Raw genomic sequence first — 23,767 nt, forward strand, 5'->3', positions numbered from 1 at the left:
AATGCCTGGCGCTATGCCAGGCTTACTTCTTCCTCCACCTTCACCCGCACCGGCAATTCCACCATGAAGACCGTTCCTACGCCCAATTGGCTTTTAACGGAAACATTCCCTCCATGAGCATTGACCAAATGCTTGACAATCGACAAGCCCAATCCAGTGCCGCCCGATTGTCCGCGGGTGCGTGCTTTATCCGCTTTGTAAAAACGTTCAAAGACAAACGGCAAATCTTCCTCGGGAATTCCGGAACCCGTATCCTCCACATCCAAATGGATCATCCCGTCCTGCTCATAGACATGGACACAGACAGATCCTTCCGGCGGGGTATGGCGGATCGCATTGTCAATCAGGTTCGTCAACACCTGTTCAATTTTATCCCCATCCCAATAGATGCAAGGCAAATTCTCTTCAATCTTCGCGGAGAGATGAACCTGTTTCTCCCTGGCAAGTGCCTGGAATTTGCGAATGATCCGCTGCACAAAATCATACAGGGAACGTTCGGTTGGCACGATTTGAATATGGCCGGCCTCCATGCGCGCCAAATCAAGCAATTCCCGCACCAGCCGTCCCATCCGCTGGGACTCCTCGTTAATCACCTGAGCGATCTCGCGGCGCTCTTCCGGTGTTTCCGCGATGTCATCCATCAGTGCTTCGCTGTAGCCCTGCAACATCGCCAGCGGTGTGCGGAGTTCGTGCGACACATTTGCAACAAAATCCTTGCGCATTTTCTCCAGCCGGCGCTCTTCCGTCACATCGCGCAGCACTGCGACCACTCCGCGCACCTGATCCCGGTCATAGAGAGGGGACATGACCACGACCCAGGTTCTCCCCTGCTCGGTTATATCCCCTGTATGCTCTTTGTTGTCTTCGATCACCTTGTCAAAAAACACTTGCATGGGAGGAGGAAGTGTGTTCTCTTTAATCTGTCCCTTCCACGTGGACAGAAAACGTCCGGCAACCGGGTTGCTCAAAATAATTTTTCCATAACGGTTAATGGTCAAGACACCGTCCGTCATGCTGCGGAGAATACTGAACAATTGCTCTTTTTCCTGGGACAGCTGATGAATCGAATCTTCCAGTTGCGATGCCATGCGATTAAATGTCAAGGCCAGTTCCGCCACTTCATCCCGTTCGTGATACCGCACCGGCACCCTGATGGAGAATTCCCCGCGAGCCATTTTTTCCGCCGCTTTTTTAATCTGGATCAGCGGCTGGGAAATGCGCGTGGACAAGAAGAATGCAAAAACAGTGGTCAGGGCGATGCCGATCAGAGCCGAGTAAAAAATCCAGCGTTTGATATCCGTTTCGCTCAATTGCTCCTGCGTTTGATACAGGACAATCGCACCCGTCGTTTTGCCATCCTTGATATAGGGAACAGCGACCAGCAGGATATCATTTTTAAACAGACTGAAGTCCGTCGGATCTTTCTCTAGCGTGATTTTTCCCCTTTTGAAAACACGCTCGCCGTGAAGCACTTTTTGAATGTCCTCTTTTTTCAAAACCTCTTGCCATGGAACATCCGGCACCTTTGGCGAAACGCCAACCGGACTCACCGCTCCGCTCGGGTCCAGCAATACGATATATGTATGGAACAGTTCGGACACTTTTAAAACGTTATTCAAATACTGGGTATGGTCAGGAACCGTTTTTGTCAGATTGGACTGAATTTCCGTCGCCAGGTTTTCCAGGCTCTTTAACTGATCCTTCCCATACGTATTTTCCACCTGCTCGCTCAAAAACAAACTGAGAAGCACCAATACCATGGATACCAACACGATGATGGTCAGCCAAAGCTTTCCCACAACACTTCGTAAAATCACTCTTTTGGCACCTCTAACTTATACCCGACTCCCCAGACTGTTGTGATCATTTTCGCAGCCTTGGCGGAAGCCCGGTTGAGTTTTTCGCGCAGACGTTTCACATGGGTATCAACTGTGCGCAAATCGCCGAAAAACTCATAATGCCACACATCACGAAGAAGTTGTTCCCTGGTGAATACTTTATCCGGCGATTTGGCCAGATAGTACAGCAGCTCATATTCTTTGGGCGTCAATTGGATTTTCCGGCCGCCTGCTTTTACTTCATGGGCATCGTGGTCAATCGTGAGTTCAGGGAAAACAATCACATTATGGGTTTCCGTATCCGTCGTCAAAAACGCCGTAGCCGACGTCCGGCGCAACACCGCCTTGACCCGGTGCACCAATTCGCGCGGGCTGAACGGTTTCACCACATAATCATCGGTCCCTGCCTCAAACCCTTCGACCCGGTTGGTCTCCTCCCCTCTCGCCGTCAACATGATGATCGGGGTGGCTTTCTTCTTCCGAATTTCCGCACAAACCTCCAATCCATCCATCCCCGGAAGCATCAAATCGAGCAGAATGAGATCATAGTTGTTCTCAAAAGCCAGTTCCAGCGCCTTTTCCCCATTTTCCGCCTCTTCGATGTGGTATCCTTCCCTCTCCAGATACATTCTTAGCAGGCGGCGGATGCGATCTTCATCATCCACCACCAGAATGTGATATTGCTTTTCCATATTCCTTGTTCACCTCTGCTGTCACCAAAAATTTACGCATAAGAATGTAATCCCGAGATGACCAAATTAATTGCGATCAGGTTGATCATGATAATCACAAAACCGCCTACTGCAAGCCAGGCGGATTTCAGCCCGTGCCATCCTCTGGAGAGCCGCAAGTGCAGGTAGGCGCTGTAGAACAGCCATGTAATCAGAGCCCATACTTCTTTCGGATCCCAACTCCAAAAATGGCCCCAGGCCTCCTGTGCCCAGATCATGGCGAAAATGAGCGCTCCCAATGTAAAGATGGGAAACCCGATCGCAATTGAACGATAACTGATTTCGTCGACCAAATCGAGATTCAGGTTTTTTACAAGCGGATGCAGGATTTCCCGCAAGCTTTTACGCGCAAACAGGCGAATGAGCGCGTACAAAATCAAACCGCTGAGCACAGACCAAATCACGGAATTAAACTTACTCGCTGCCTTGTTTCCTTTCATCCAGACCGGCGCTTCAAACAAAGGTTTTTTCAGGCCCAGGAAAGAATCCATGTTCATCACTTTCCCGTCGTGCGGACCGACCAAAGGCGGTAACGTATATTCTTCCACCGTCGGCTGTCCGTCGACAATGTGACTCAGTTTGGCATCATAATGAACAGCAGCGAAAGCAAAGCTGGTCACACTAAACGAGACAAACATGAGCACAACGGTTAATGTGATTTCGAGCCAAAGCGCATTGGCCCCTTTTCTATTAAAACCTACTTTATTAATCAAGTAAATCAGTCCGGCCACAAAACCGACACCAAATGCCCCTTGCCCCAAGGCAGCTGTAGTAACGTGGATATAGAGCCAATAACTTTGGAGCGCGGGAATGAGAGGCTGTACATCGCGCGGATAAACGGAAGCATATGCGAGCAAAATCACCGCCAGCGGCATGACAAATGCTCCCAGCACTGCAGAACGGTAGATAAAATACAAAATGACAAAGGCGATAACTATGGTGTAACATAAAAAGGCCGTAAATTCAAACATGTTGCTGGTGGGAAAATGCCCGCCGATAATGATACGGGTAATGATGAACAGCGTTTGAAAAATCACGCCGACGATCGCCATCCCGACGGCCAGATTGCTAAAGCGGCGCAACTTTTTTTCATTTTGTTGATCTTTATCCTTAGCTATTCCCATGACAAACGTAACAGATGAAAGAAGATAAAGAAAAAATGTGCAAAGCAGGAGATATTCCATCAGCTTTTCCATGTGCCGCTTCCCCCTATTTCTTCACAGGCTGCAAGCTAAACTCCGAAAGTGACTCGATTTGCTTCAGTTCCCGAAACAGGCTGTACCAGTTTTTGTTGGTATGGGCGCCAACATACAGGATTCCGTCCTTCCAGCGAATCCAGACGCGGCGGTGTTGCCAGTAAAATCCCATCACCAACCCGATCATGGTAAAAAATCCGCCAACAAACAGGAATGGAAGGCACTTGTCCACACGGACCAACAGGCCGCTTTGGTTAACCATATTAAGTCCTGCCAGGTCTATCGCATATTTGTTTTGTTTGGTAAGGCTGTCCAGATTTTCCCCGGCGATCACCCATGATTTCTCTCCCTCTTGTTGCCCTTTCTCCTTCACTTCAAAAATAAAGGCAGGGCGGTTTGGATCCTGGGATTTCGTGATCGGCCGGTTATCCTTCATGGCGAAGTCAGGATAATATTCCAGCGCCCTTACATCCAGATTGCCGACATGGTAGACATGGTTGGGATCGAGATTGTATAAATCGACCGTAAACGTGCCCATCTGTTTCCCTGTTTTTTTCTCCGTCACCTTCAGCTTGATCGAGTCGAGAAGCCCCATCTGGAAATCAGCCTGATACAGCATCAGATCGTCGTACTTCAACGGATGGTTTACCAGAATCGGCGATTTTTTAACGGGAATCAATTTCCCGTTTTTTTCATTCTTCTTATAAAGGACGGCATCCGTTTCATATTTTTTTACAATCGGCCCCTCATTCTCTGACTGGGTACCATTGTAAAACTGAATGGAAAAACGCTCATTCTTTACATAGTAGGGAGTTTCGGGGACTCGTTTAATCTCGCCCTCACGCACCCACATGGTTTCATCGAGGTACCATCCCGGTATGTATCTCAGCAAAATCCCCAATAAAAAAAGGATTAACCCAATATGATTGATGTAGGGACCCCAACGGCTGATTCTGCCTTTTTCCGCCAGCAGGGAATCGCCATCCCGATGGACGCGATAAAATTTTTTCTCCAGAGCAGCACTGATTTGTTGCAATTTCTCCTCTTTTTCTTCAGCCGGAACGTTTTTTTGGTCCCTGATGCGCTGTTTGGAAATAAATTCGGTACTTTTTACCGTTTGTTGGTTGTTAAGCGCTTTAAAAAGAGGAACAACCCGGTCCAGGCTGCAGACGACAAGGGATATTCCGATCATTGCCACAAGAAGGAAAAACCACCATGTTTCATACACATGGGAAAAACCCGTTACATAAAACAGCTTGCCGGTAAATCCGTAATGCTGTTCATAATATCCCAACCTGTCTGTCTCCGGAATCAGATTTTCCTGCGGATAGATGGAACCGATTCCTGCCGTCACCAACGTGATCAAAATAAGAATCACCGCTACTTTTACGGAGGAGAAAAAATTCCAGACCATATCGAAAGGCGAAGCAGGGAGCGTCTGAGAACGGCGCGCTTTGCCTTCATAGCGCATCTCTTTGGCAATGGTCTGTTTCTCTTTTAACTCCTCATCCAGCGGTTTCCCGCAGTACTCACAGAGAATGGTACCAACGGGGTTATTGTGTCCACATTCACATTTGCTGTTCTCGATCATCTTTTATTTCTCCTCCCGGAACCCGTGAGCGCAATAACGGTTGTGGTTCTATCCCCCCATTCTTCATTATAACGCTGCCTCTTATTCTCTCAGGCCGTCAATTTGAAGATTGTTTGAAATATCGTCTCATATTTGTAACATTTTCTTCAAACGCTGAATCTCTGACGGCTTTAATTCCCGGTATTCTCCCCTTTTAAGGCCGTTGATCCCCAAAAATCCAATGCGCGTGCGAATCAGTTTTTCCACCGGGTGTCCGATGGCCGCGCACATCCGGCGCACCTGGCGATTTCGGCCTTCATGGATCACCAGCTCCAGCCTGGAACTTTTCTCATCCGATTCCAGCAAACGAACCTTGGCAGGTGCCGTCAACCCATCTTCCAATTCCACCCCATGGCGCAAAAGCTCGAGTTTGGAGTGACTCGGCTTCCCCTGAACGGTGGCAATATACACCTTTTCCACTTCATACCGGGGATGAAGCAAGTGATTGGCGAGAGTTCCGTCATTTGTGACCAAAAGCAATCCTTCTGTATCGTAGTCCAATCGGCCCACGGGATAAACCCGCTCCTTGATGTCCCGGAAAAAATCGGCAATCGTTTTCCTGCCCTGCGGATCATACATACTTGTAATCACCCGCAGCGGTTTGTAAAAAAGAAATGTCCTTTTTTGTTCCCTTCTGAGCGGCCGGCCGTCCACTTCGATTTGATCAGTTTCCGGGTCGACTTTCATCCCGAGTTCTTTCACAATCCGGCCGTTCACTTTCACCCGCCCCGCTGTGATCAGTTCTTCACAGCGACGCCTTGATGCCACGCCGGCATGGGCCATCACTTTTTGCAATCGTTCCATGCATCCAGTCACCTCTATGACATCTTAACCGTTTATCCATGTTTTCACAAGTTTTTCACATCATTCTCTGTTGCAAAGGCAAAAAAAAACGGCGGCATGGCCACCGAAGAAAAGCGGGAAAACGAATCGGTCAATGGGCGAAAACGATGGTGCAGATGATCCAGGAAGCCAAGAACCCGGCCAGGTCAGCCCACAGTCCCACTTTTAACGCATACAGCGTACGCTTAATGCCAACCGCTCCAAAATACACTGTCAGCACATAGAGGGTGGTATCCGTACTGCCCTGAATCGTCGAAGCCAGTTTTCCGAGAAAGGAATCAGGCCCGTAGATTCGCAAAATACTTTCGACAAAGGCAAGCGAACCGGTTCCGGAAATGGGGCGCAAAATGCCAATCGGCACCACTTCATGCGGAATGTGAAAGAAATCCAATAGAGGAGTGAGGAATTGCAAATAAAATTGCAACGCCCCCGTATCGCGAAAAACAGCCACAGCCACCATCATCCCCACCAGATGCGGGATAATGGAAATGGCTGTTGGAAATCCTTCCTTCGCCCCCTCGATGAAACTTTCATAAATGGGAACTTTGCGAAAAATGGCATACAGGGGGACAAAGACCAGAATTGCCGGCAACATCATTTTGGAAATAAAATTGATAAGATCCAGAAGCATGTTTGTCCCCCCCTCAAACCCTCATTGGTTGAATGTGCCGAAAAGATATGAACGTTTATTTCTTTAAATTTCCGTATTGATCAAAAGTGCGGCTACGATAATATCGATCCAGCAGAATGGCAATGGTGGTGGCAATGATGGTGGCCAATAACGTGGGCCCGATGATCTCTGTCGGATTAGCCGACCCGTATTTAAGCCGGATGCCGATCACCGTAGTCGGAATTAAGGTAAGTCCCGATGTATTCAGAGCGAGCAGCGTGCACATGGCCGGCGTTGCAGTCTTGGAATCAGGGTTCAACTTTTGCAGCTCCTCCATCGCTTTCAATCCCATCGGCGTCGCCGCGTTCCCAAGGCCGAACAAATTGGCGCTCATGTTGGACAAGATGTACCCCATTGCCGGATGGTTATGAGGAACGCCGGGAAACAAAAACGATGCCACCGGCTTTAACAGCTTGGCCAACTTCTCCAGCAGCCCGGCATCCTGGGCGATTCGCATCATGCCCATCCAGAAGACAAGGATACTGATCAAACCGATACAAACGGCCACCGCTTCTTCCGCCCCCTTTAATGCGGCAGTCGTAACCAGATTGAGTTTTCCTTGAACCGCAGCCGCAACCGCCCCGCTCAAAATCATGAAAAACCAGATATAATTGATCATCGGTCAAATCCACCTCTGAAAAAACACATATCCCATCATTTCCTTCCAGCGATTCCAGACTGACGGCTCGTTCATATACTGAACAACTAACGGAGCCGAACCAATCAGCTGATCATCGAGGAATATACGGGCAGTTCCCACCTGCATCCGATTTTGCTCCACCAGATGGAGCGGATACGTGATCACAGGTTCCACGGTAATCTTTTTCCGTTCATCCACGGTAAGCGGATATCGGTATGTAATTTCCGAGACGACGCGAAATTTCTGATCATCTTCTGTCATATATTCCTTCCGGAGCAAATCCTGTCCCTTGACAAGCACAGGCAGCAAATCGTAATGGTTAAAGCCGTATTCCAGCATGTTCATTGAATCTTTCCAATCATCCCCGTCATTCAGGGTGACGGTGATCAACTGATGTCCGTCCTTCGTTGCCGATGAAACGAGTGTCCTGCGCGCTTTCTTGGTATAACCGGTTTTCACTCCATCAGCCCATTTGTAAAAGCGGAGCATTTTGTTTTTGTTATAAAACTTGCGATGCCATTTTTCACCCGGCCAGGGAACCGTTTTGACCTCTGTCTTCACAATCTCCTGAAAAATGGGGTTTTTCAAAGCATAAGCGGTTAAAATTGCCAAGTCCCGGGCGGATGAGTAATGTCCCGGCATATCCAAACCGTGCGGATTGACGAAATGAGTGTGTACCATCCCCAAATAAGCAGCTTTCTCATTCATCATATAAACAAACCCTTCAAGAGAACCGCCAATATGTTCGGCGATTGCTACAGCGGCATCATTGCCCGATCGCAGCATGAGACCGTAAAGCAGGGTGCTTAATGGGATTTTTTCCCCCTGTTTCAGATAGATGGATGAGCCTTCCACTCCCGCCGCATCGGGGCCGACGGTCACGAGTTCATTCATTTTCCCGTTCTCGATGGCAATAATCGCTGTCATGATTTTGGTCAGACTGGCGATCAGCATCTCTTTATCCGCATTTTTTTGATAAAGAATCCTCCCTGAAGTGGCATCGTACAATATCGCTGCCTGGGCACCGGGGGCTAAATCCTGTTCAGCCCATGCTTGCTTGATCCCGGGTGATCCGTTTAAAAGCAACATAAAGAGGAGTATTCCGCATCCGACCCGTTTCAGCAACATGACTCACCCCGCTTTCAGTCTGGGTTTGTACCCATATATATGAAAAGGGGGACAAGAATATACAAATAAAAAACGACACTGCCTGAAAAGACTGTGTCGTTCTTCCAATCCTATTGCATCGGGGAATACCCGTTTTCTTGCCCCTGGTTCTTCTTGCGCCCGAGATTTTTAATCTGTTCAAACACGGATGGAGCCAAATCGATAATCCGGTCATATAAATGGGTGGTACCGTCCATGTTGAGCAGGCGGACTCCTTTTTCACCAACGACGATAAAAGCGACCGGAGTAATGGAAACGCCTCCACCGCTGCCGCCTCCAAAGGGGAATTTGACGCCGGCGTCATCCTCATTTTGGCCTTTTCCCTGTCCGCCTCCGTGCCCCCGGCCATCCCGGTCTTCTTCGACTCCTTTAAACTCGCTGCCTCCGGCGGCAAAACCAAAGCCCACTTTTGAAACGGGAATGATCACATGGCCGTCCTGCGTCTCCACCGGATCGCCGATAATCGTATTCACATCAACCATTTCCCGGATGTTTTCCATCGCTGTCTGCATTAAGCTTTGAATTGGATGTTCTGCCATGTTGTCCGTTCCCTCCCTGTCCGCATATGGAGTAATAAACGTTTGGCACCAAGGATAGCATGCCCAACCCGGAATCGGATTATACTGTGAAAATAGGTTTCCAAGACCTCACGATTAAATTCGGGGTGAATCGTTAACTGCGGGGCTTCCCTCCAACGGGTATACTGGCTGAAAAAACCGATCAACGTGGTTTTGATTCCCCATGCGACCCCCGTTAAAATGCCCGATTCCGCTGCATCACCCGTGCCGATTTTCGTCACCCATGTCAGCTTTTCAAAGGTGACTTTGCTTAAAAACCAGCGGATCGTTTTATGAAACTGGTCAAAACGCTCGACAAATTCGTGATAGTAAAAACGCAACCGTTGAAACGTCCGCCTGTTCAGCTTCACTTTTCCTTTTTCCTTCGCCATTTTGGCCGCGGTCGTCTGCCCTTTGACCGTTCCTTCCACCTGCATCCCTTCATCCATGCCTGTCCATTTCACTTCCGGAAGATTCACGCGGAAACGCACCAATCCCCCCAAGGCAGAAATCTTTATTTCACCTCTGTCATTTTTGTTTTCGCGCTTATATAAAATTTCGATTCGTACGCTGGTAAACCAGATAAGAACAACAAGAAGAACCAGAATTCCTGCCATGATGAGAAACAGAACCAACCCCATCACCTACCATATTCCGTATTTTTGGCAAGATGACCGGGATCTATACAAGAAATTTTAATCTTCTGCGGAATAGCGGCGAATGATCGTCAAAATCTCATCCGGATTCTCCGCATGAATGATTTTATCCACGTTTTCCTCTTCACGGAGCAGGCTGGCAAGCTCCGCCAAAGCTTTGAGATGGAGTTGGTTATCTTCAGCAGCCAGCACGATAACCAGATGAACCTCTTTCCCCATGCCAAAGAAAACGCTCTCTTTCAGACGCAACAAACTCATCGACAGTCGGTTCACACCCGCTTCCGGTCTCGCATGGGCAATTGCCACATGAGGAGTAAGTACAACATAAGGCCCCAGTTTTTCTATGATTTCAATCATCGCCGACACATATTCTTCGCGGATCAAACCTAGCTTCAGAAGCGGTTCCGCTGCCGATTTTATGGCTTCCTTCCAATTGCTCACAAAATCTTTCAATACAATCGTCTCTCGGGTGATCAAATGATGTAACAAGCGACGTTCTCCTCCTTAAAAAAGAACCCCCGGAAAACCCGGATGAACAAAAATTTCATATCTGCGCCCATCGTTTGCACCAAAAAACGGGCAACAACCAAAGGCTCTGTTTGACCTGATTCTCTTTTTTTGCCTTCAATCCTTCCCCATTTTCAATTAAAAAAGAAAACGGTTGCACGAAACCGAAAACCGAGCAAACCCCGGAAAGGAAGCGGGGTTCCCTGACTGGTTATCAGGAACTCAAAGAGGAAGAAGATGCCCTGCCAGCTATGCATTTTACAGAAAAAAGGGGCCGATGATGGCCCGCTAAAACAACTTTTTTAAATTTCGACCGAAGTCGGCTCTTCATCCCATTCATCCGGCCCGGCGGTCTCTTGGTCGACTTCCATTCCCAGACGCGCAAACAAATCGCGGCGGTCTTGTTCCCATTCCTGCCAATCGAAAATGGAATCGGCCGGCGGCAATTCATCGAGGCGATTAAGCCCGAAGTATTCCAGGAATTCTTTTGTAGTGCCATACAGGATGGGACGTCCCGCCCCTTCCGCCCTGCCGACATCTTTGATCAGCCCTTTGCGCTGCAACACCTGGATGACACGTTCGCTCTTGACGCCGCGAATTTCCTCAATCTCCATTCTCGTCAGCGGCTGACGGTAGGCCACAATCGCCAATGTTTCCAGAGCAGCCCGGGATAAACCGCTGCGGCTGGGCGCTTGAGCCAATTTCTCAAAGTACGGAGCGTGTTCGGGAAGCGTAGTCATCTGGTAGACTTGAGCCACTTTGACAATCTGGATGCCCCGTCCCGCTTCTTTCAGGTCAACACGCAGTTCATGAATCAGAAGTTCCGCCTCATGTTTAGACAATCCCGTTGCTTCGGACAGTTCTTTCAGGCTCAGTCCCTCGTCTCCTGCCGCAAAGAGCAAGCCTTCGATCACTGGTTTCATTTCCGGCTTCATCCTAGCTCACCCCGATCTCCAGTGGTTCTATCAATATTTCACCGAACAAGGTTTGTTGCCTGCAAACGATTTTCTTCAATTTCATCAGCTCAAGCAAAGCCAGAAACGTCGTTATCACCCGTTCTTTGCTGACCGTTCCCCAATGCAGAAGGTGGGTGAAAAACAGTTGCCCTTTTTGCAGCAATTCCTGATGAATCTCCTCCATTCGCTCGCTGACGGAAATCTCCTCCCGCGCGACTTTGGCCATCGGCTCCTGTGGCTGCCTGTTTTTCAGCGCCTCGACAAACGCTTGCAACAGATCATCGGGAGTCAGTCCTTCGACCGGGTTCACTTCAGGCGTATAGGGGGTGAGATCGAGCGGAGGTCGTGAAAATACTTTGCTCCGCTCCGCTTCCTTCTGCCTGAGCACTTCCCCCAAACGCTTGTAGCGCTTATATTCCAGCAGTCTTTCCACAAGCTCTGTCCGGGGATCGTCAAACCAATCCTCTTCTTCCGTCATCGAAAAATCTTCTTCGATCAGCTCCTGTTTGGGTAAAAGCATTTTGCTCTTGATGGCCAAAAGTGTGGCGGCCATCACCAAAAATTCGCTCGCTACTTCCAGCTCCCGCTCCTGGGCAGCCGTAATCACCTGCACATACTGATCCGTGATTCGTGCGATCGGAATCTGATAAATATCGACTTCCGCTTTTTCAATCAAGTGCAGCAGAAGGTCAAGCGGCCCTTCAAACATATCGAGTTTGATTTTTACATCCACCGCTCAATCCCGTCTTTCTTATCGGTTTAACTGATGCAGCAAATTTGCCATTTCGATTGCGCTTACTGCCGCTTCCCAGCCTTTGTTGCCCGCTTTTGTTCCTGCGCGCTCAATTGCCTGTTCGATGTTTTCCGTGGTTACAACCCCAAAAATGACAGGCAAATGGTGACGCAGGCTTGCCGCTGCCACCCCTTTGGAAACTTCGTTGCAAACATAATCGTAATGGCTGGTCGCCCCGCGAATGACGCAGCCCAAAGTGATGACGGCGTCATATTTCTTCGATGCGGCCATTCGATCGGCTGCCAACGGAATTTCAAAAGCCCCTGGAACCCAGGCGACATCGATGTTCCGCTCTTCTGCTCCATGGCGTTTTAAGGCATCCAATGCGCCTTCCAGCAGTTTCCCGGTAATAAATTCGTTGAATCGGCTCACCACAATCGCAAATCGTTTTCCTTCTGCAACCAGATTTCCTTCAAAAATGTTTGCCATAACAGTATCCTCCCACTTTACAGGTGCAACAGATGCCCCAGCTTTGTTTTTTTGGTTTCCATATATTTGCGGTTCACTTTGTTTGGCGGCAGTTCAATCGGGACAACCTCTACCACTTCGAGTCCATACCCTTTAAGTCCTGTAATCTTGCGCGGATTATTGGTCATCAGTCGTATTTTGCGAACCCCAAGATCACGCAGGATTTGAGCCCCGATTCCATATTCCCTGAGGTCATCGCGAAATCCGAGGCGCAAATTGGCTTCAACAGTATCCAGACCTTCTTCCTGCAATTTATACGCTCGCAGTTTGTTTAACAGGCCGATGCCGCGCCCTTCCTGCCGCATATATAAAAGAATGCCCGATCCCTCTTCTTCGATCTTCTGCAGAGCCGCGTGCAACTGGGGACCGCAGTCGCAGCGCATTGATCCGAAGACATCGCCCGTCAGACACTCCGAGTGAACGCGGACCAAAACCGGCCGGTCCGGATCGATCTCGCCTTTGACCAGGGCGACGTGCTCTTTGTAATCCACATCATTGGAATAGCCCACCATCGTGAATTCGCCGAATTCCGTCGGCATGCGAACCGACACTTCGCGATGGATCAATGTTTCTTTCTGACGTCTGTACTGAATCAGATCCTGAATCGTGATCAACTTCAGGTCAAACGTGCGCGCCAGCTCGATTAAATCGGGGACGCGGGCCATCGTGCCGTCCTCCTTGATCACTTCACAGATGACTCCGGCCGGATAAGCTCCGCAAAGCCGGGCCAAATCGACAGCGGCTTCCGTATGCCCCGCTCTTCTCAGCACGCCGCCTTCTCTGGCAATCAACGGAAAGATATGACCAGGACGGCGGAAATCATTCGGCCCTTTTTTCTCATCGATGAGTTGTCCAATGGTATCGGCCCGTTCAAATGCGGAAATACCCGTAGAGGTATTCATGGCGTCCACCGAAACCGTAAAGGCCGTACCGTGCCGGTCGGTATTGTGGCTTACCATCATCGGCAAGTCCAGTTCTTTCGCTCTTTTCTCTTCAAGTGGAACACAAACCAGTCCCCGCCCATGAGTGATCATGAAGTTAATCACTTCGGGCGTTGCTTTTTCCGCGAGTGCCACCAGGTCCCCTTCATTTTCCCGGTCCTCGTCATCGACAACAATAATGATTTTTCCTTGTTTCAAATCCGCAAGCGCTTCTTCAATCGTATGAAATGACATGTACTCTCCCCCCTTAACCGATAAACCCTGTCTCTTGTAATTTCTCCACACTCAAAGAAGTTGACGGGGAACCGGATCGTTTGTTCAGATGGTTAACAATGTACTTGCCGATCATATCCACTTCCACATTCACCTTGGTTCCAGGGTGGGCCTCACTCAGCATCGTCTCCTGAATCGTGTGGGGAATCACGGAAACGGTAAAGAAATCATCTCCCGTTTCAACGATGGTCAAACTGATGCCGTTCATGGCAACCGATCCCTTTTCAACCATATATTCCGTCAGATGCGGATCGACTTGAATGCGAAACAGAACCGCATTTTCATACGGTGTCCGGGCGACAATCGTCCCGACTCCGTCGACATGCCCCTGCACAAAATGGCCTCCCATGCGCTGTCCGGCGGCAACCGCCCGCTCCAGATTAACGGGAGATGAAAGGGTTAATTCATGCAGATTGGTCCGTTTCACGGTCTCCGGCATCACATCGGCGGTAAAATAATCCGCCCCCAACTCCGTAACCGTCAGACAAACGCCGTTTACGGCAATACTGTCTCCCAGTTTCGTCCCTTCCAACACTTTTTGACAAGTGATGGCGATCGTCATCGTGAGGGGCGTTTTCTTTATGTTTCGCACCCGGCCCACTTCTTCAACGATTCCAGTAAACATGTCACCCATCCCTTCCTGTCTCTTGGTCTACATATCCCATGATGAGAAAATCCTCGCCGATCCGTTCAATATCGAGGTCGCGCAACCGGACGGCATCGGCCATCCGCTGCGGATTGGATCCGGCGATGGCGGAACGGCTGTCTTTTCCCCCGAGCAACTTGGGAGCCAGAAAAGTAATCACTTTCTGCACATGTCCCCCGGAAAGAAAGGAGGCATTGATTTCACCCCCGCCCTCCACAAGCAAGGACAAGATTCCCTGTTCACCGAGAAAGGCCAGCATGGCATCCAAATCCACACGCGGACCGCGACCTGCCGTGATCACACGCACCCCCTTCTCGCTCAGACGCTTTTCAGCCTTGGGATCTTTGCGCTCGGTGGTAAAAATCCAGGTCGGTGCCTCGGCCACATCCGTCACCAGCGCATCGGGCGGAGTGCGAAGCGTGCTGTCCACAATGACACGCAAAGGATGATTGGCCGCTTCGCCACCCAGCCTTACAGTCAACCGGGGATTATCCGCCAGCACGGTTCCGCTCCCGACAAGAATGGCATCATACCTGCGGCGCAAATCGTGAACACGGGCTCGTGCTTTTTCTCCCGTGACCCATCGGCTGTCCCCGTTTTCGGTGGCAATCTTTCCATCCAGGGTGGTTGCCATTTTCAAGGCAACAAAAGGTTTGCCCGTGCGCCGATGGTGAAAATAAGCTTCATTCATGCGCAGGCACTCCTGTTCGAGAACGCCTGAAACCACCTCGATCCCGGCTTCGCGCAACCGGGCGATTCCTTGGCCTGAAACCCTGGGATCAGGATCAAGCGATCCGATCACAACCTTGCTGATCCCGTACTCAATTATTTTTTCCGTACATGGCGGGGTTCTCCCGAAATGGTTGCAGGGCTCCAGCGTAACATACAAAGTAGCCCCTTTCGCTTCCTCCCCTGCCATGTTCAGGGCGTGCACCTCGGCATGTGGCGTCCCAGCCCGCAAATGGGTCCCGACACCAACCATCCGGCCATTTTTTACCGCCACAGCTCCCACCATTGGATTTGGAGAGGTCTGCCCTTCCGCCGATCTTGCCAGATTGACGGCCAACTTCATCCAATGCTCATGTGTTTCCATGGGTCTCTCCTTACCTTGAGAAAATAAAAAACCTCGAATTCGCTTGAAATTCGAGGCAGAAATCGGAAGAAGCAGGCGGTGTACCGTTCAATATCAAGGCATGCAGAAATAAACCTTTAACCTCCGCTTTTAAAAAACAGCGATCAAAGGGTACACCAGTCCCATTCATCCTTCTCCCATCCAGACTATACTGTCGGCTTCGGAGTTTCACCGAATCCACCGCAAAAGCGGGTCACGGGCTGAGATCGCAACGAATCGCCATCATCACCGCCGGTCGGGAATTTCACCCTGCCCCGAAGGATGCAAGATACAATCATTCAATTGTTCACCTTCTATGAATGAGTATAGCCCAACAAGAAAAAAATGTCGAGCGCGTGTTCATGTTGCCATTAAAAAACGGGAAGGAATCATCCTTCCCGTCTATTATTCCATTCCATCTTTAATGGGTGATCCCCTCTTCAGGAATCAATACCGGCCGCTTTTTTCCCCAAGGGGTGCCAACTTGCATGCAGAGATAGGAGAGAACGCAGAAAAAGACCGAAATAATCGTGCTGTGAACCATTTCCGGCACCAGCTTCCCTCCTGTCAAAATGATGATGACACCACTCACCGCCTGCAAGGTAATCAAAATCAGCGCCATGATGCTTGCACGCACCAGGTCTGTTCGCGCCCGATAACTCCGCAGGACCAAGATCATGAACAGGAGAACGAGAATCCAGAGGGAAAACGCCCCAAATCGGTGCAACATCTGAATCCCCGCAAGTGAACTGAGATTGGGAAGATAAAGGCCACCGCAAAACGGGAATGAATACCCACAAGCCATGGTCGCATCGGTATGCCGAACCAATGCCCCGGTATAAACAATGACATACGTATAAGCGGAAAGTGCCCAAACGGCCGTTTTCATCCGCTGTGAAACCGGGGAGACTTTCTTCCCGACTGTTCCCTGCCTGTTCTGGAAGAAGTGGACGGTCAACAGAACCACACTGGCAAAAGTAATGAGAGAAAAACCGAAATGGAGCGCCAGCGCGAAGTTTTTGGAAAAGGTTTCCTCAAACACAACTGTCAACGCTCCCAAGGCACCTTGCAAAACGACAAAAAACAGGCTCATCCCGCTTAAGATTTTCGCCCGCTGATCCTTTTTAAACCGGAACCAGATCCACACCGTCAGCAGCAGGATAAAAAACCCATCAATTCCCGAAATAATCCGGTGACTATATTCAATCACAGTATCGACCGGCATCGACTGCGGGATGAGTTGTCCATGGCAAAAAGGCCAGGAACCGCCGCACCCCCGGCCCGATTCAGTCGCGCTCACGATCGCTCCCATCAATACCATCAAATATGCACCAATTGACGTGAAAACCGCCAAAATGCGCAGCAAACGTTGTTCGTTCAAGATAACTCCCCCCTAATCAAGAGGCGATTCGCCTCTACCATCTTACCACAGTCTGAACCTGGTCGTTTAATTTTCAGGAAACAGGCACAAACTTCTCACAAATGGGGAGGATGATGCCTCAATGCCCTGGGAGGGATACCACGGAAAAAGCTGCTTCGCGTTCCATTGCCGCAGCATCATCGAACTTCCCTTCAACTCCTGATCATTTCAAGCTCCGCTGCCGGAGCGTTTTTTAAAAGACGCTTCGGAATCACATCATGGGAGATCAGATCTTCATACGTTTCCCTCTTCACAACCAATTCCGCCTGCCCGTTTTGCACAAACACGACAGCCGGCCGTGGGAAACGGTTATAGTTGCTCGACATGGAGTAGTTATAGGCACCCGTACAGGGAACCGCCAGCAAATCGCCTTGTCTCACCGCAGGAAGAGGCAGATCCCAAATCAACATATCTCCGCTTTCACAGCATTTTCCGGCAATCGAGACCACTTCTTCCGCCTCTTCTAGCGCCCGGTTGGCCAAAAACGCCTCATACTTCGCCTGATATAAAGCCGGACGAGGGTTGTCCGTCATCCCCCCGTCGACAGCCACGTATTTGCGCACCCCGGGAACTTCTTTCACCGTGCCCAGCGTATACAGCGTCGTTCCCGCCGTTCCTACAATCGCCCTGCCCGGTTCAATCCAGATCTCCGGCAGGAAGGGGAGACCGGCAAATTGCTTTTTCATCGCGTCCGCAATTATGTTTACATACCGTTCGACCGGTTGGGGATGGTCATTCTCATCATAGCGGATGCCAAACCCGCCGCCCATATTGAGCACTTTCGTTTCAAAGCCAAACTGTCCGTAGCTGTCCTTGCACAACCCGGCCATCTTTTCGGCTGCCAGTTCAAATGCTTCCGTCTCAAAGATTTGTGAACCGATATGGCAATGAAACCCTTCCAGACAGAGATGTCCAGCCTCTTCCGCCATCCGAACACCTTGGAGGGCCTGGCCGCTTTCCAGATCGAATCCGAACTTGGAATCGGCCTGACCCGTTTGGATATACGCATGTGTATGCGCCTCCACTCCCGGGCTCACCCGGAGAATGACGCGGGCCACTTTGCCCTTGTGCGCGGCAATGGCCTCCAGCATCTCCAATTCAGTGAAATTGTCTGCCACAAAGAGTCGAATCCCGGCGTCCAGCGCCAGTTCGATCTCTGCCGGGGATTTATTGTTTCCATGGAAATAGATTCTCTCTGCCGGCATTCCGGCCCGCAGTGCGGTAAACAATTCTCCTCCCGAGACGACGTCGAGCAGCAATCCCTCTTCATCGACCAGCCGGCACATGGCAAGTGTGTTGAAAGCTTTGCTCGCATATGCGACCCGAAAGGGAATCATCGTCTCTTTTGCCGCTTTGACGAAATTACGCATCCGGCTGCGAATCCAGGCCTCGTCCATCACGTAAAGCGGCGTGCCAAACCGTTTGGCCAGTTCCACCGCATCGCAGCCGCCGATTTCCAAATGCCCAGCTTCATTGATTCTGCTTGTTCCGTGCAGGTACATGCTACCGACTCCTTAATTTATGTTTATCCACTACTATACGACAAATTGAAGCAGAAATAAACAGAAACTTTTTGCCGCTTTAATTAATTAAAGAGCCGGTAAGAATGCCGATACAGACCGGTTCCTTCGCTTATGGACGGGACGGGGTCTTCGGAGCGCGCCGATAGTGATCCAGAATCAGTTGCACCGCCTTGGTGGTAACCGGAGCCCCCAGTTCCACGCCGTCCTTGCGTCCCATCTTCCCTATATCCCCGATTCCCACAACAAAGGGAACGGCAACTTCATTCAACACTTCAACCGTATCGCCGAAAATCCTGAGAGGGTGGCGGTATTGGGGCCGGCCGAATTTATCCACGCTGTTCGCTGTGAGTTGTCCCCAGCGGTTCACCGTGACATGGACAGGGGTTCCTTTGCTGTTTTTGCAGTTTGAAGCTACGGCGATCGCCCCCAGCACTTCAATGTCCGGATGTGTCGCCACATATTTCAGCGCCTGTTCGCCCACCCCTTCTCTTGCCAAACCGCAATCATCAAACATGACCAATACAGGATCATTCGCAGCCTGTTTAATCAATTCCACCAGTTCCGGGCCGCTCAAATGGCTCGGATTTCCCGCCGACAATGAAATGCAGCGGCCTCCGACCCGCCGTGCCGCCACCTCCAGGCTTGTCTTGGCTGCCTGATCTCCGTCCGTCACCAGGATTACTTGCCTTCTTTCCATAATATCAACCTTTGGGTTTAAAGATCACAGCCGTTAAAAAACCAAAGATAATCGCTGCGGAGATCCCGGCGCTGGTGATCTCAAAAATGCCTGACAATACCCCGATAAGTCCGTGCTTTTTTGCTTCCATCAATGCCCCGTGCACCAGCGCGTTGCCAAAACTTGTGATCGGGACAGTGGCCCCGGCCCCGGCAAATTGAATCAAAGGCTCATATAAACCCAAGCCATCCAATACCGCTCCTGCCACCACAAGCAAACTCAGAGCATGAGCCGGCGTCATATTTGTTCCGTCAATCAACAGCTGCCCGACGACACAGATCAATCCGCCGACGAGAAAAGCCGCCCAAAATGAACCCATTAGCAATTCACATCCTTTCATTTAAAACTCAAAAAACAGCCATTCAAACAAAGAACCAGCCACTTTCCCCATCGTCATGGCCATAATCAGGTAAACGAGGTGCACCTGCATCTTCAGCCGTTTGGCCATAATGGGAATCACATTGACCACCTCGGTCAAGGCGGCAGCCAGCATACCGATGAAGATCCCCATAAACACCCCCACCACACCTGCAATTACGCGTGGCAAGGAAAAAGAATAGTCGCGAAAATCCACCCAGGTAAAAAAAACGACGCCGAACACAATCGCATACTCGTACAGCATAATCTTACGGAACGTCCGCGTCATTTGAACGAGCCGCGGAACAATATCCAACACGGTGATAAAGGCGACGAAACCTCCGCCGACGGCAATTCCGCCGGACAGGCCAATCACCATCAGAATCAAATCAATCAGGATTTGCATGGGTCGTTCGCCCCATTTTTTGTTTTTCATCATGGATAATGTATTGTTCCATTGCTTCCTGATACAAAAACACTTCCAGTTCCATCGGACTGGGTTCTTCATTGAAACGGCGTTTGAACAAGCGGTTAAAAAACAGAATCATGCCTGCCCCGATGCCGATCGAATAGGGAATTTGCAAAAGCAACGGATGTTTGTCATGAATTCCTGTCAACATATAATAGATCCGGGCGTGCACCTCTTTCATGCTCACATCGGCATGGAAGTTCATGATCGCCAGTCCGGAACCGATAAACAGAATGAGCATCACAATTGCCACCGGCAACCGTTTCGGCATCGGATCCGGGGTTTTGATCTCGATCAGGGTTTGTGTCGGCCCTATGTGCCACACATCCAGCTCCGGTTGCCTCTCTTTGATCAAACGCATGATGTGAACAGCATCAACCAAAGCGTAATTTCCATTCTTCAATGAAGCCGTATGAACAGGCAGGTTTCCCAGATACCGGTATGGTTCATCCGCCACCAATTGACAGATATCCTTTAACCGGATGACTTGCTCCGGATCAACTTCGATCTTTTTCCTCAATCTCACATATACAGTCGGCTTCACGGGAAACCTCCTTTCCACCAAGGATGATCCTTTAATAGTATGCTTCTTTTTGACAAGAATATAAAAAAGCACCGTTCTCGGCGCTTTCATTGACTTCTGTGAAAATATGCGTTTCCCTGACCTTCCCGTGCATTTTCCACACGTTCTCATGTTTCTCTGCTCAGATCAAGTTCTTCCCGCATCCGGGCGATGATCTTCTTCTCCAGACGGGAAACCTGAACCTGGGAGATTCCAAGCCTCTCGGCCACCTCCGATTGGGTTTGGTCCTTGAAAAAGCGCAGGTAGACAATGAGCTGTTCCCTTTCGGACAAACGGTGAATGGCCTCTTTAATGGCCAGCTTGTCAAACCATGACGTAACCGGTTCATCGGCAATCTGATCCATCAGCGTAATCGGGTCGCCGTCATTTTCATAAACCGTTTCATGAATAGAGGCTGGAGCGCGATTCGCTTCCTGCGCGAAGACGATCTCTTCCGGCTCCACCCCGATTTCCGCGGCAATTTCCTGGATGGTCGGAAGCCGGTTCAGCTTCTTGGAAAGCTCATCTTTCGCCTTGCGCACTTTATTGGCCATCTCCTTGAGCGAACGGCTCACTTTCACCATCCCGTCATCGCGTAAAAAACGCTGAATCTCACCGATAATCATCGGGACGGCATACGTGGAAAATTTCACATCATAGCTCAGGTCAAATTTATCGACGGCTTTCAGCAAACCGATACAGCCGATTTGGAAGAGATCCTCGGCCTCGTAGCCGCGATTCAGAAAACGCTGGACAACGGACCACACCAGACGGATGTTGTGGCTGATCAGACGGTTTCTCGACTCCATGTCCCCTTTTTGACTGTCGAGGATCAGTTGTTTCACTTCATCGTCAGAGAGATGGCTCAACTTATGGTTGCGAATGTCTGCTTCCATGGACATCCCTCAATTCGCCAACGACTTTTGCCGGCTTTTCAGATATTTAACCATATGAACCGTCGTGCCGTGTCCCGGCTTGGAATGGATGATCACTTCATCCATAAAATTTTCCATGATGGTGAAACCCATCCCTGACCGCTCCAGCTCAGGCTTGGAAGTATAAAGGGGCTGCCTGGCCAAATTGACATCGGAAATCCCCACACCTTGATCGGAAATGGTAATGCTGACGCGCTCCCCATCGATTTCCGTGCGGATGCAGATGATTCCATCCCGCTCTTCATACCCGTGAATCACGGCATTTGTGACCGCTTCGGATACCACCGTCTTGATATCGGTCAATTCCTCCACCGTCGGGTCCAATTGCGAAACAAAGGATGCCACGGCCACGCGGGCAAATGCTTCATTTTCCGATCGACTGGAAAACTTGAGCTCCATCACGTTTTTTCCCGACTCTTTCATGACGCCACCCCACAAGCGAGAATCGCGCTATGTTCATCTTCGTATGTAGGTACAATCTTGAATAATCCCGACATTTCCATCAGGCGGTGCACGGACGGTTGAATCGAGCAGAGCAACATTTTCCCTCCCAGTTGCGATACTTTTTTATAACGGCCGAGAATCACCCCGAGACCGGAGCTGTCCATAAAATCGAGATCGGCCAAATTGAGCACCAGATGGGAAATCGACTCCTGTGCCAATTCGCGCTCGATGGTATTTCGCACTTTTTCCGCCGAATGATGGTCCAATTCTCCCTGAAGCCGGACAATCAACACACTTTTAAAATGCTTTACTTGAATATTCAGGCTCATAACCGTACTCCTCTCTCTGTTTTAATCCCCTATTTCTACACCCTTCTTTGCTCTTCCTCCCCGGCAGAAAATAACAAAAAAATCGAGGATCTCCGACATCAAACGGAACTCCCCGATCCGCGTTGTTAATCTTGTTCCCTGATATTGCCCGGCAGATAGAATACGTCTTTCAATACTTGTTTCAGCGAGGACCAAAGATTCGCCTTTTGTACATCGACCGCACTGACCAGTTCCAATTCCGCCTCTACCTTCCCGTCCTTGAGAAATTGGACTTTTCCCAGAACGTCTCCTTTGGAAATGGGAGCCTTTAATTTTCTCCATTCCCATTTTTGCTGATAGTCGCTGATCTTTTCTCCCTTTTCCATCAACAGGCTGAACGGCTGGTTGGCGCGGATGCGAACCACTCCCGGGTCTCCTTTTTCGATCGCTTTTTCGGCAATGACAGCTCCTTTTTTATACAACAAGTGACTTGTATAGCGGTTGAAAGCATAGTCCAGCATATCCGAGACTTCCTTGTTGCGCGTTTTTGCATCCGGTTCGCCCATCACTACGGCGATGACGCGAAGATGTTTCCGCTGGGCGGTTGCCGACAGGCAAAATCTCGCCTCGGAGGTAAATCCTGTTTTCAGCCCGTCGAGTCCGGGATAAAAACGAACCAATTTATTGGTGTTTACCAGCCAGAACGGTTTTTTGCTGTTTTGTCTGAGGTAATCCTGATAAACCCCGGTATACTGGGTAATGCGCGGATGTTTCAACAATTCGCGCGAGATGATCGCGATGTCATAAGCGGAGGAATAATGATTGTCTGCCGGCAGGCCGTTCGAGTTTTGAAAATGGGTATTTTTCAACCCCAATTCACTCGCTCTTTTATTCATCATCGCGACAAAATTTTCTTCCGTCCCGCCGATATATTCAGCCAAAGCGACTGAAGCATCATTTGCCGAAGCGATCGCCACTCCTTTTAACAGATCATGCACACTCATCTGTTCGCCCGGTTCCAGGAAGATTTGCGTTCCGCCCATGGAGGCGGCGTATTCGCTCACCCGAACCTGGTCCTTCAGGGATATCTTTCCTTCATCCACCGCTTCCATCACCAACAACATCGTCATCAATTTCGTGATGCTGGCAGGGGGCAACGGTTTGTGGCTATTCTTCTCAAACAGCACCTTACCCGTGGATGCATCGATCAACACCGCAGATAAGCTGTTTGGCGCCAGATCCGTTTCCGCCCCTTCGGCAAAGGCGGTCGTATGCGCAAACATCAATGGCAATGTTACACTGATGGACAAGATGAACCTGCTGAACTTTTTCAGCATTCCACATTCCCTCCTATGCAGCAGTGTTCTTAGTGTGAGCAGGCGTTTGGAAA

General features: G+C 49.9%; 27 protein-coding genes and 1 riboswitch. All 27 genes read right to left on the bottom strand.

Features of this window, described 5'->3' with window-relative positions; translation table 11 throughout:
* Positions 1-11: 11 nt before the first annotated feature.
* Complete coding sequence (locus I8U18_RS04230; RefSeq protein WP_370589370.1) at positions 12-1,817, bottom strand: ATP-binding protein; 1,806 nt, start codon at positions 1,815-1,817, stop codon at positions 12-14.
* Positions 1,814-2,530 (bottom strand): response regulator transcription factor, encoded by a 717-nt coding sequence (locus I8U18_RS04235; protein WP_033101457.1) that lies wholly within the window; start codon positions 2,528-2,530, stop codon positions 1,814-1,816. The genes I8U18_RS04230 and I8U18_RS04235 overlap by 4 nt, the downstream gene beginning before the upstream one ends.
* Positions 2,531-2,562: 32 nt before the next feature.
* On the bottom strand, positions 2,563-3,765 hold the full coding sequence (ccsB, locus tag I8U18_RS04240) for a c-type cytochrome biogenesis protein CcsB (protein ID WP_033101458.1): 1,203 nt from the start codon (positions 3,763-3,765) through the stop codon (positions 2,563-2,565).
* A gap of 13 nt (positions 3,766-3,778) precedes the next feature.
* Entirely contained in the window at positions 3,779-5,356 is a 1,578-nt protein-coding gene (locus tag I8U18_RS04245; RefSeq protein ID WP_081943911.1) for a cytochrome c biogenesis protein ResB, read from the bottom strand.
* A gap of 126 nt (positions 5,357-5,482) precedes the next feature.
* On the bottom strand, positions 5,483-6,199 hold the full coding sequence (locus I8U18_RS04250) for a pseudouridine synthase (protein ID WP_198054948.1): 717 nt from the start codon (positions 6,197-6,199) through the stop codon (positions 5,483-5,485).
* A gap of 130 nt (positions 6,200-6,329) precedes the next feature.
* The gene (locus I8U18_RS04255) at positions 6,330-6,869 is read right to left on the bottom strand and encodes a spore maturation protein (RefSeq protein ID WP_033101460.1); all 540 of its coding nucleotides are present in this window, start codon (positions 6,867-6,869) and stop codon (positions 6,330-6,332) included.
* A gap of 55 nt (positions 6,870-6,924) precedes the next feature.
* On the bottom strand, positions 6,925-7,527 hold the full coding sequence (locus I8U18_RS04260) for a nucleoside recognition domain-containing protein (protein ID WP_033101461.1): 603 nt from the start codon (positions 7,525-7,527) through the stop codon (positions 6,925-6,927).
* 3 nt (positions 7,528-7,530) lie between these two features.
* Positions 7,531-8,676, bottom strand: a complete 1,146-nt coding sequence (locus tag I8U18_RS04265; RefSeq protein WP_198054949.1) for a D-alanyl-D-alanine carboxypeptidase family protein — start codon at positions 8,674-8,676, stop codon at positions 7,531-7,533.
* Positions 8,677-8,786: 110 nt separating this feature from the next.
* Positions 8,787-9,254: a GerW family sporulation protein gene (ytfJ, locus tag I8U18_RS04270; protein WP_033101462.1), complete on the bottom strand. Its 468-nt coding sequence runs from the start codon at positions 9,252-9,254 to the stop codon at positions 8,787-8,789.
* Complete coding sequence (locus I8U18_RS04275; RefSeq protein ID WP_232331169.1) at positions 9,227-9,913, bottom strand: DUF2953 domain-containing protein; 687 nt, start codon at positions 9,911-9,913, stop codon at positions 9,227-9,229. Before I8U18_RS04275 ends, ytfJ begins: the two co-directional genes overlap by 28 nt.
* 54 nt (positions 9,914-9,967) lie before the next feature.
* Positions 9,968-10,417, bottom strand: coding sequence for a PTS sugar transporter subunit IIA (locus tag I8U18_RS04280; protein ID WP_033101463.1), 450 nt, complete (start codon positions 10,415-10,417; stop codon positions 9,968-9,970).
* A gap of 320 nt (positions 10,418-10,737) precedes the next feature.
* Positions 10,738-11,358, bottom strand: a complete 621-nt coding sequence (gene scpB, locus I8U18_RS04285; RefSeq protein WP_081943917.1) for an SMC-Scp complex subunit ScpB — start codon at positions 11,356-11,358, stop codon at positions 10,738-10,740.
* 13 nt (positions 11,359-11,371) lie between these two features.
* A complete protein-coding gene (locus I8U18_RS04290; protein WP_033101465.1) occupies positions 11,372-12,124 on the bottom strand; it encodes a segregation and condensation protein A in 753 nt (250 codons plus the stop codon).
* An 18-nt stretch (positions 12,125-12,142) separates the two neighbouring features.
* Positions 12,143-12,613, bottom strand: a complete 471-nt coding sequence (gene ribH, locus I8U18_RS04295; RefSeq protein ID WP_033101466.1) for a 6,7-dimethyl-8-ribityllumazine synthase — start codon at positions 12,611-12,613, stop codon at positions 12,143-12,145.
* A gap of 17 nt (positions 12,614-12,630) precedes the next feature.
* Positions 12,631-13,827: a bifunctional 3,4-dihydroxy-2-butanone-4-phosphate synthase/GTP cyclohydrolase II gene (locus I8U18_RS04300; protein WP_033101467.1), complete on the bottom strand. Its 1,197-nt coding sequence runs from the start codon at positions 13,825-13,827 to the stop codon at positions 12,631-12,633.
* A gap of 13 nt (positions 13,828-13,840) precedes the next feature.
* Positions 13,841-14,491, bottom strand: a complete 651-nt coding sequence (gene ribE, locus I8U18_RS04305; protein ID WP_033101468.1) for a riboflavin synthase — start codon at positions 14,489-14,491, stop codon at positions 13,841-13,843.
* 1 nt (position 14,492) lies between these two features.
* Positions 14,493-15,605 carry a bifunctional diaminohydroxyphosphoribosylaminopyrimidine deaminase/5-amino-6-(5-phosphoribosylamino)uracil reductase RibD gene (gene ribD, locus I8U18_RS04310; protein WP_198054951.1) on the bottom strand — a complete coding sequence of 371 codons (1,113 nt, stop codon included), beginning with the start codon at positions 15,603-15,605 and terminating at the stop codon, positions 14,493-14,495.
* Positions 15,606-15,769: 164 nt separating this feature from the next.
* Positions 15,770-15,910: riboswitch (FMN riboswitch) on the bottom strand.
* Between the two features lie 134 nt (positions 15,911-16,044).
* Positions 16,045-17,004: a COX15/CtaA family protein gene (locus I8U18_RS04315; protein WP_198059031.1), complete on the bottom strand. Its 960-nt coding sequence runs from the start codon at positions 17,002-17,004 to the stop codon at positions 16,045-16,047.
* Between the two features lie 191 nt (positions 17,005-17,195).
* Positions 17,196-18,545 (bottom strand): diaminopimelate decarboxylase, encoded by a 1,350-nt coding sequence (gene lysA, locus I8U18_RS04320; protein WP_033101470.1) that lies wholly within the window; start codon positions 18,543-18,545, stop codon positions 17,196-17,198.
* A gap of 130 nt (positions 18,546-18,675) precedes the next feature.
* Positions 18,676-19,263: a stage V sporulation protein SpoVABEA gene (spoVAEA, locus tag I8U18_RS04325; protein ID WP_081943913.1), complete on the bottom strand. Its 588-nt coding sequence runs from the start codon at positions 19,261-19,263 to the stop codon at positions 18,676-18,678.
* A 4-nt stretch (positions 19,264-19,267) separates the two neighbouring features.
* Positions 19,268-19,621 (bottom strand): stage V sporulation protein AE, encoded by a 354-nt coding sequence (spoVAE, locus tag I8U18_RS04330; protein ID WP_033101471.1) that lies wholly within the window; start codon positions 19,619-19,621, stop codon positions 19,268-19,270.
* Positions 19,622-19,642: 21 nt separating this feature from the next.
* Positions 19,643-20,065, bottom strand: coding sequence for a stage V sporulation protein AB (locus I8U18_RS04335; RefSeq protein ID WP_198054954.1), 423 nt, complete (start codon positions 20,063-20,065; stop codon positions 19,643-19,645).
* Positions 20,049-20,672 carry a stage V sporulation protein AA gene (locus I8U18_RS04340; protein WP_033101473.1) on the bottom strand — a complete coding sequence of 208 codons (624 nt, stop codon included), beginning with the start codon at positions 20,670-20,672 and terminating at the stop codon, positions 20,049-20,051. Before I8U18_RS04340 ends, I8U18_RS04335 begins: the two co-directional genes overlap by 17 nt.
* Positions 20,673-20,818: 146 nt before the next feature.
* Complete coding sequence (gene sigF, locus I8U18_RS04345; RefSeq protein ID WP_033101499.1) at positions 20,819-21,586, bottom strand: RNA polymerase sporulation sigma factor SigF; 768 nt, start codon at positions 21,584-21,586, stop codon at positions 20,819-20,821.
* A gap of 9 nt (positions 21,587-21,595) precedes the next feature.
* Entirely contained in the window at positions 21,596-22,048 is a 453-nt protein-coding gene (spoIIAB, locus tag I8U18_RS04350) for an anti-sigma F factor (protein ID WP_033101474.1), read from the bottom strand.
* The gene (gene spoIIAA, locus I8U18_RS04355; protein ID WP_033101475.1) at positions 22,045-22,398 is read right to left on the bottom strand and encodes an anti-sigma F factor antagonist; all 354 of its coding nucleotides are present in this window, start codon (positions 22,396-22,398) and stop codon (positions 22,045-22,047) included. The genes spoIIAB and spoIIAA overlap by 4 nt, the downstream gene beginning before the upstream one ends.
* 125 nt (positions 22,399-22,523) lie before the next feature.
* Entirely contained in the window at positions 22,524-23,714 is a 1,191-nt protein-coding gene (locus I8U18_RS04360) for a D-alanyl-D-alanine carboxypeptidase family protein (RefSeq protein ID WP_033101476.1), read from the bottom strand.
* Positions 23,715-23,767 lie beyond the last annotated feature (53 nt).

Source organism: Thermoactinomyces sp. CICC 10522 (genome assembly GCF_016055075.1).
GTDB lineage: Bacteria > Bacillota > Bacilli > Thermoactinomycetales > Thermoactinomycetaceae > Thermoactinomyces_A > Thermoactinomyces_A daqus.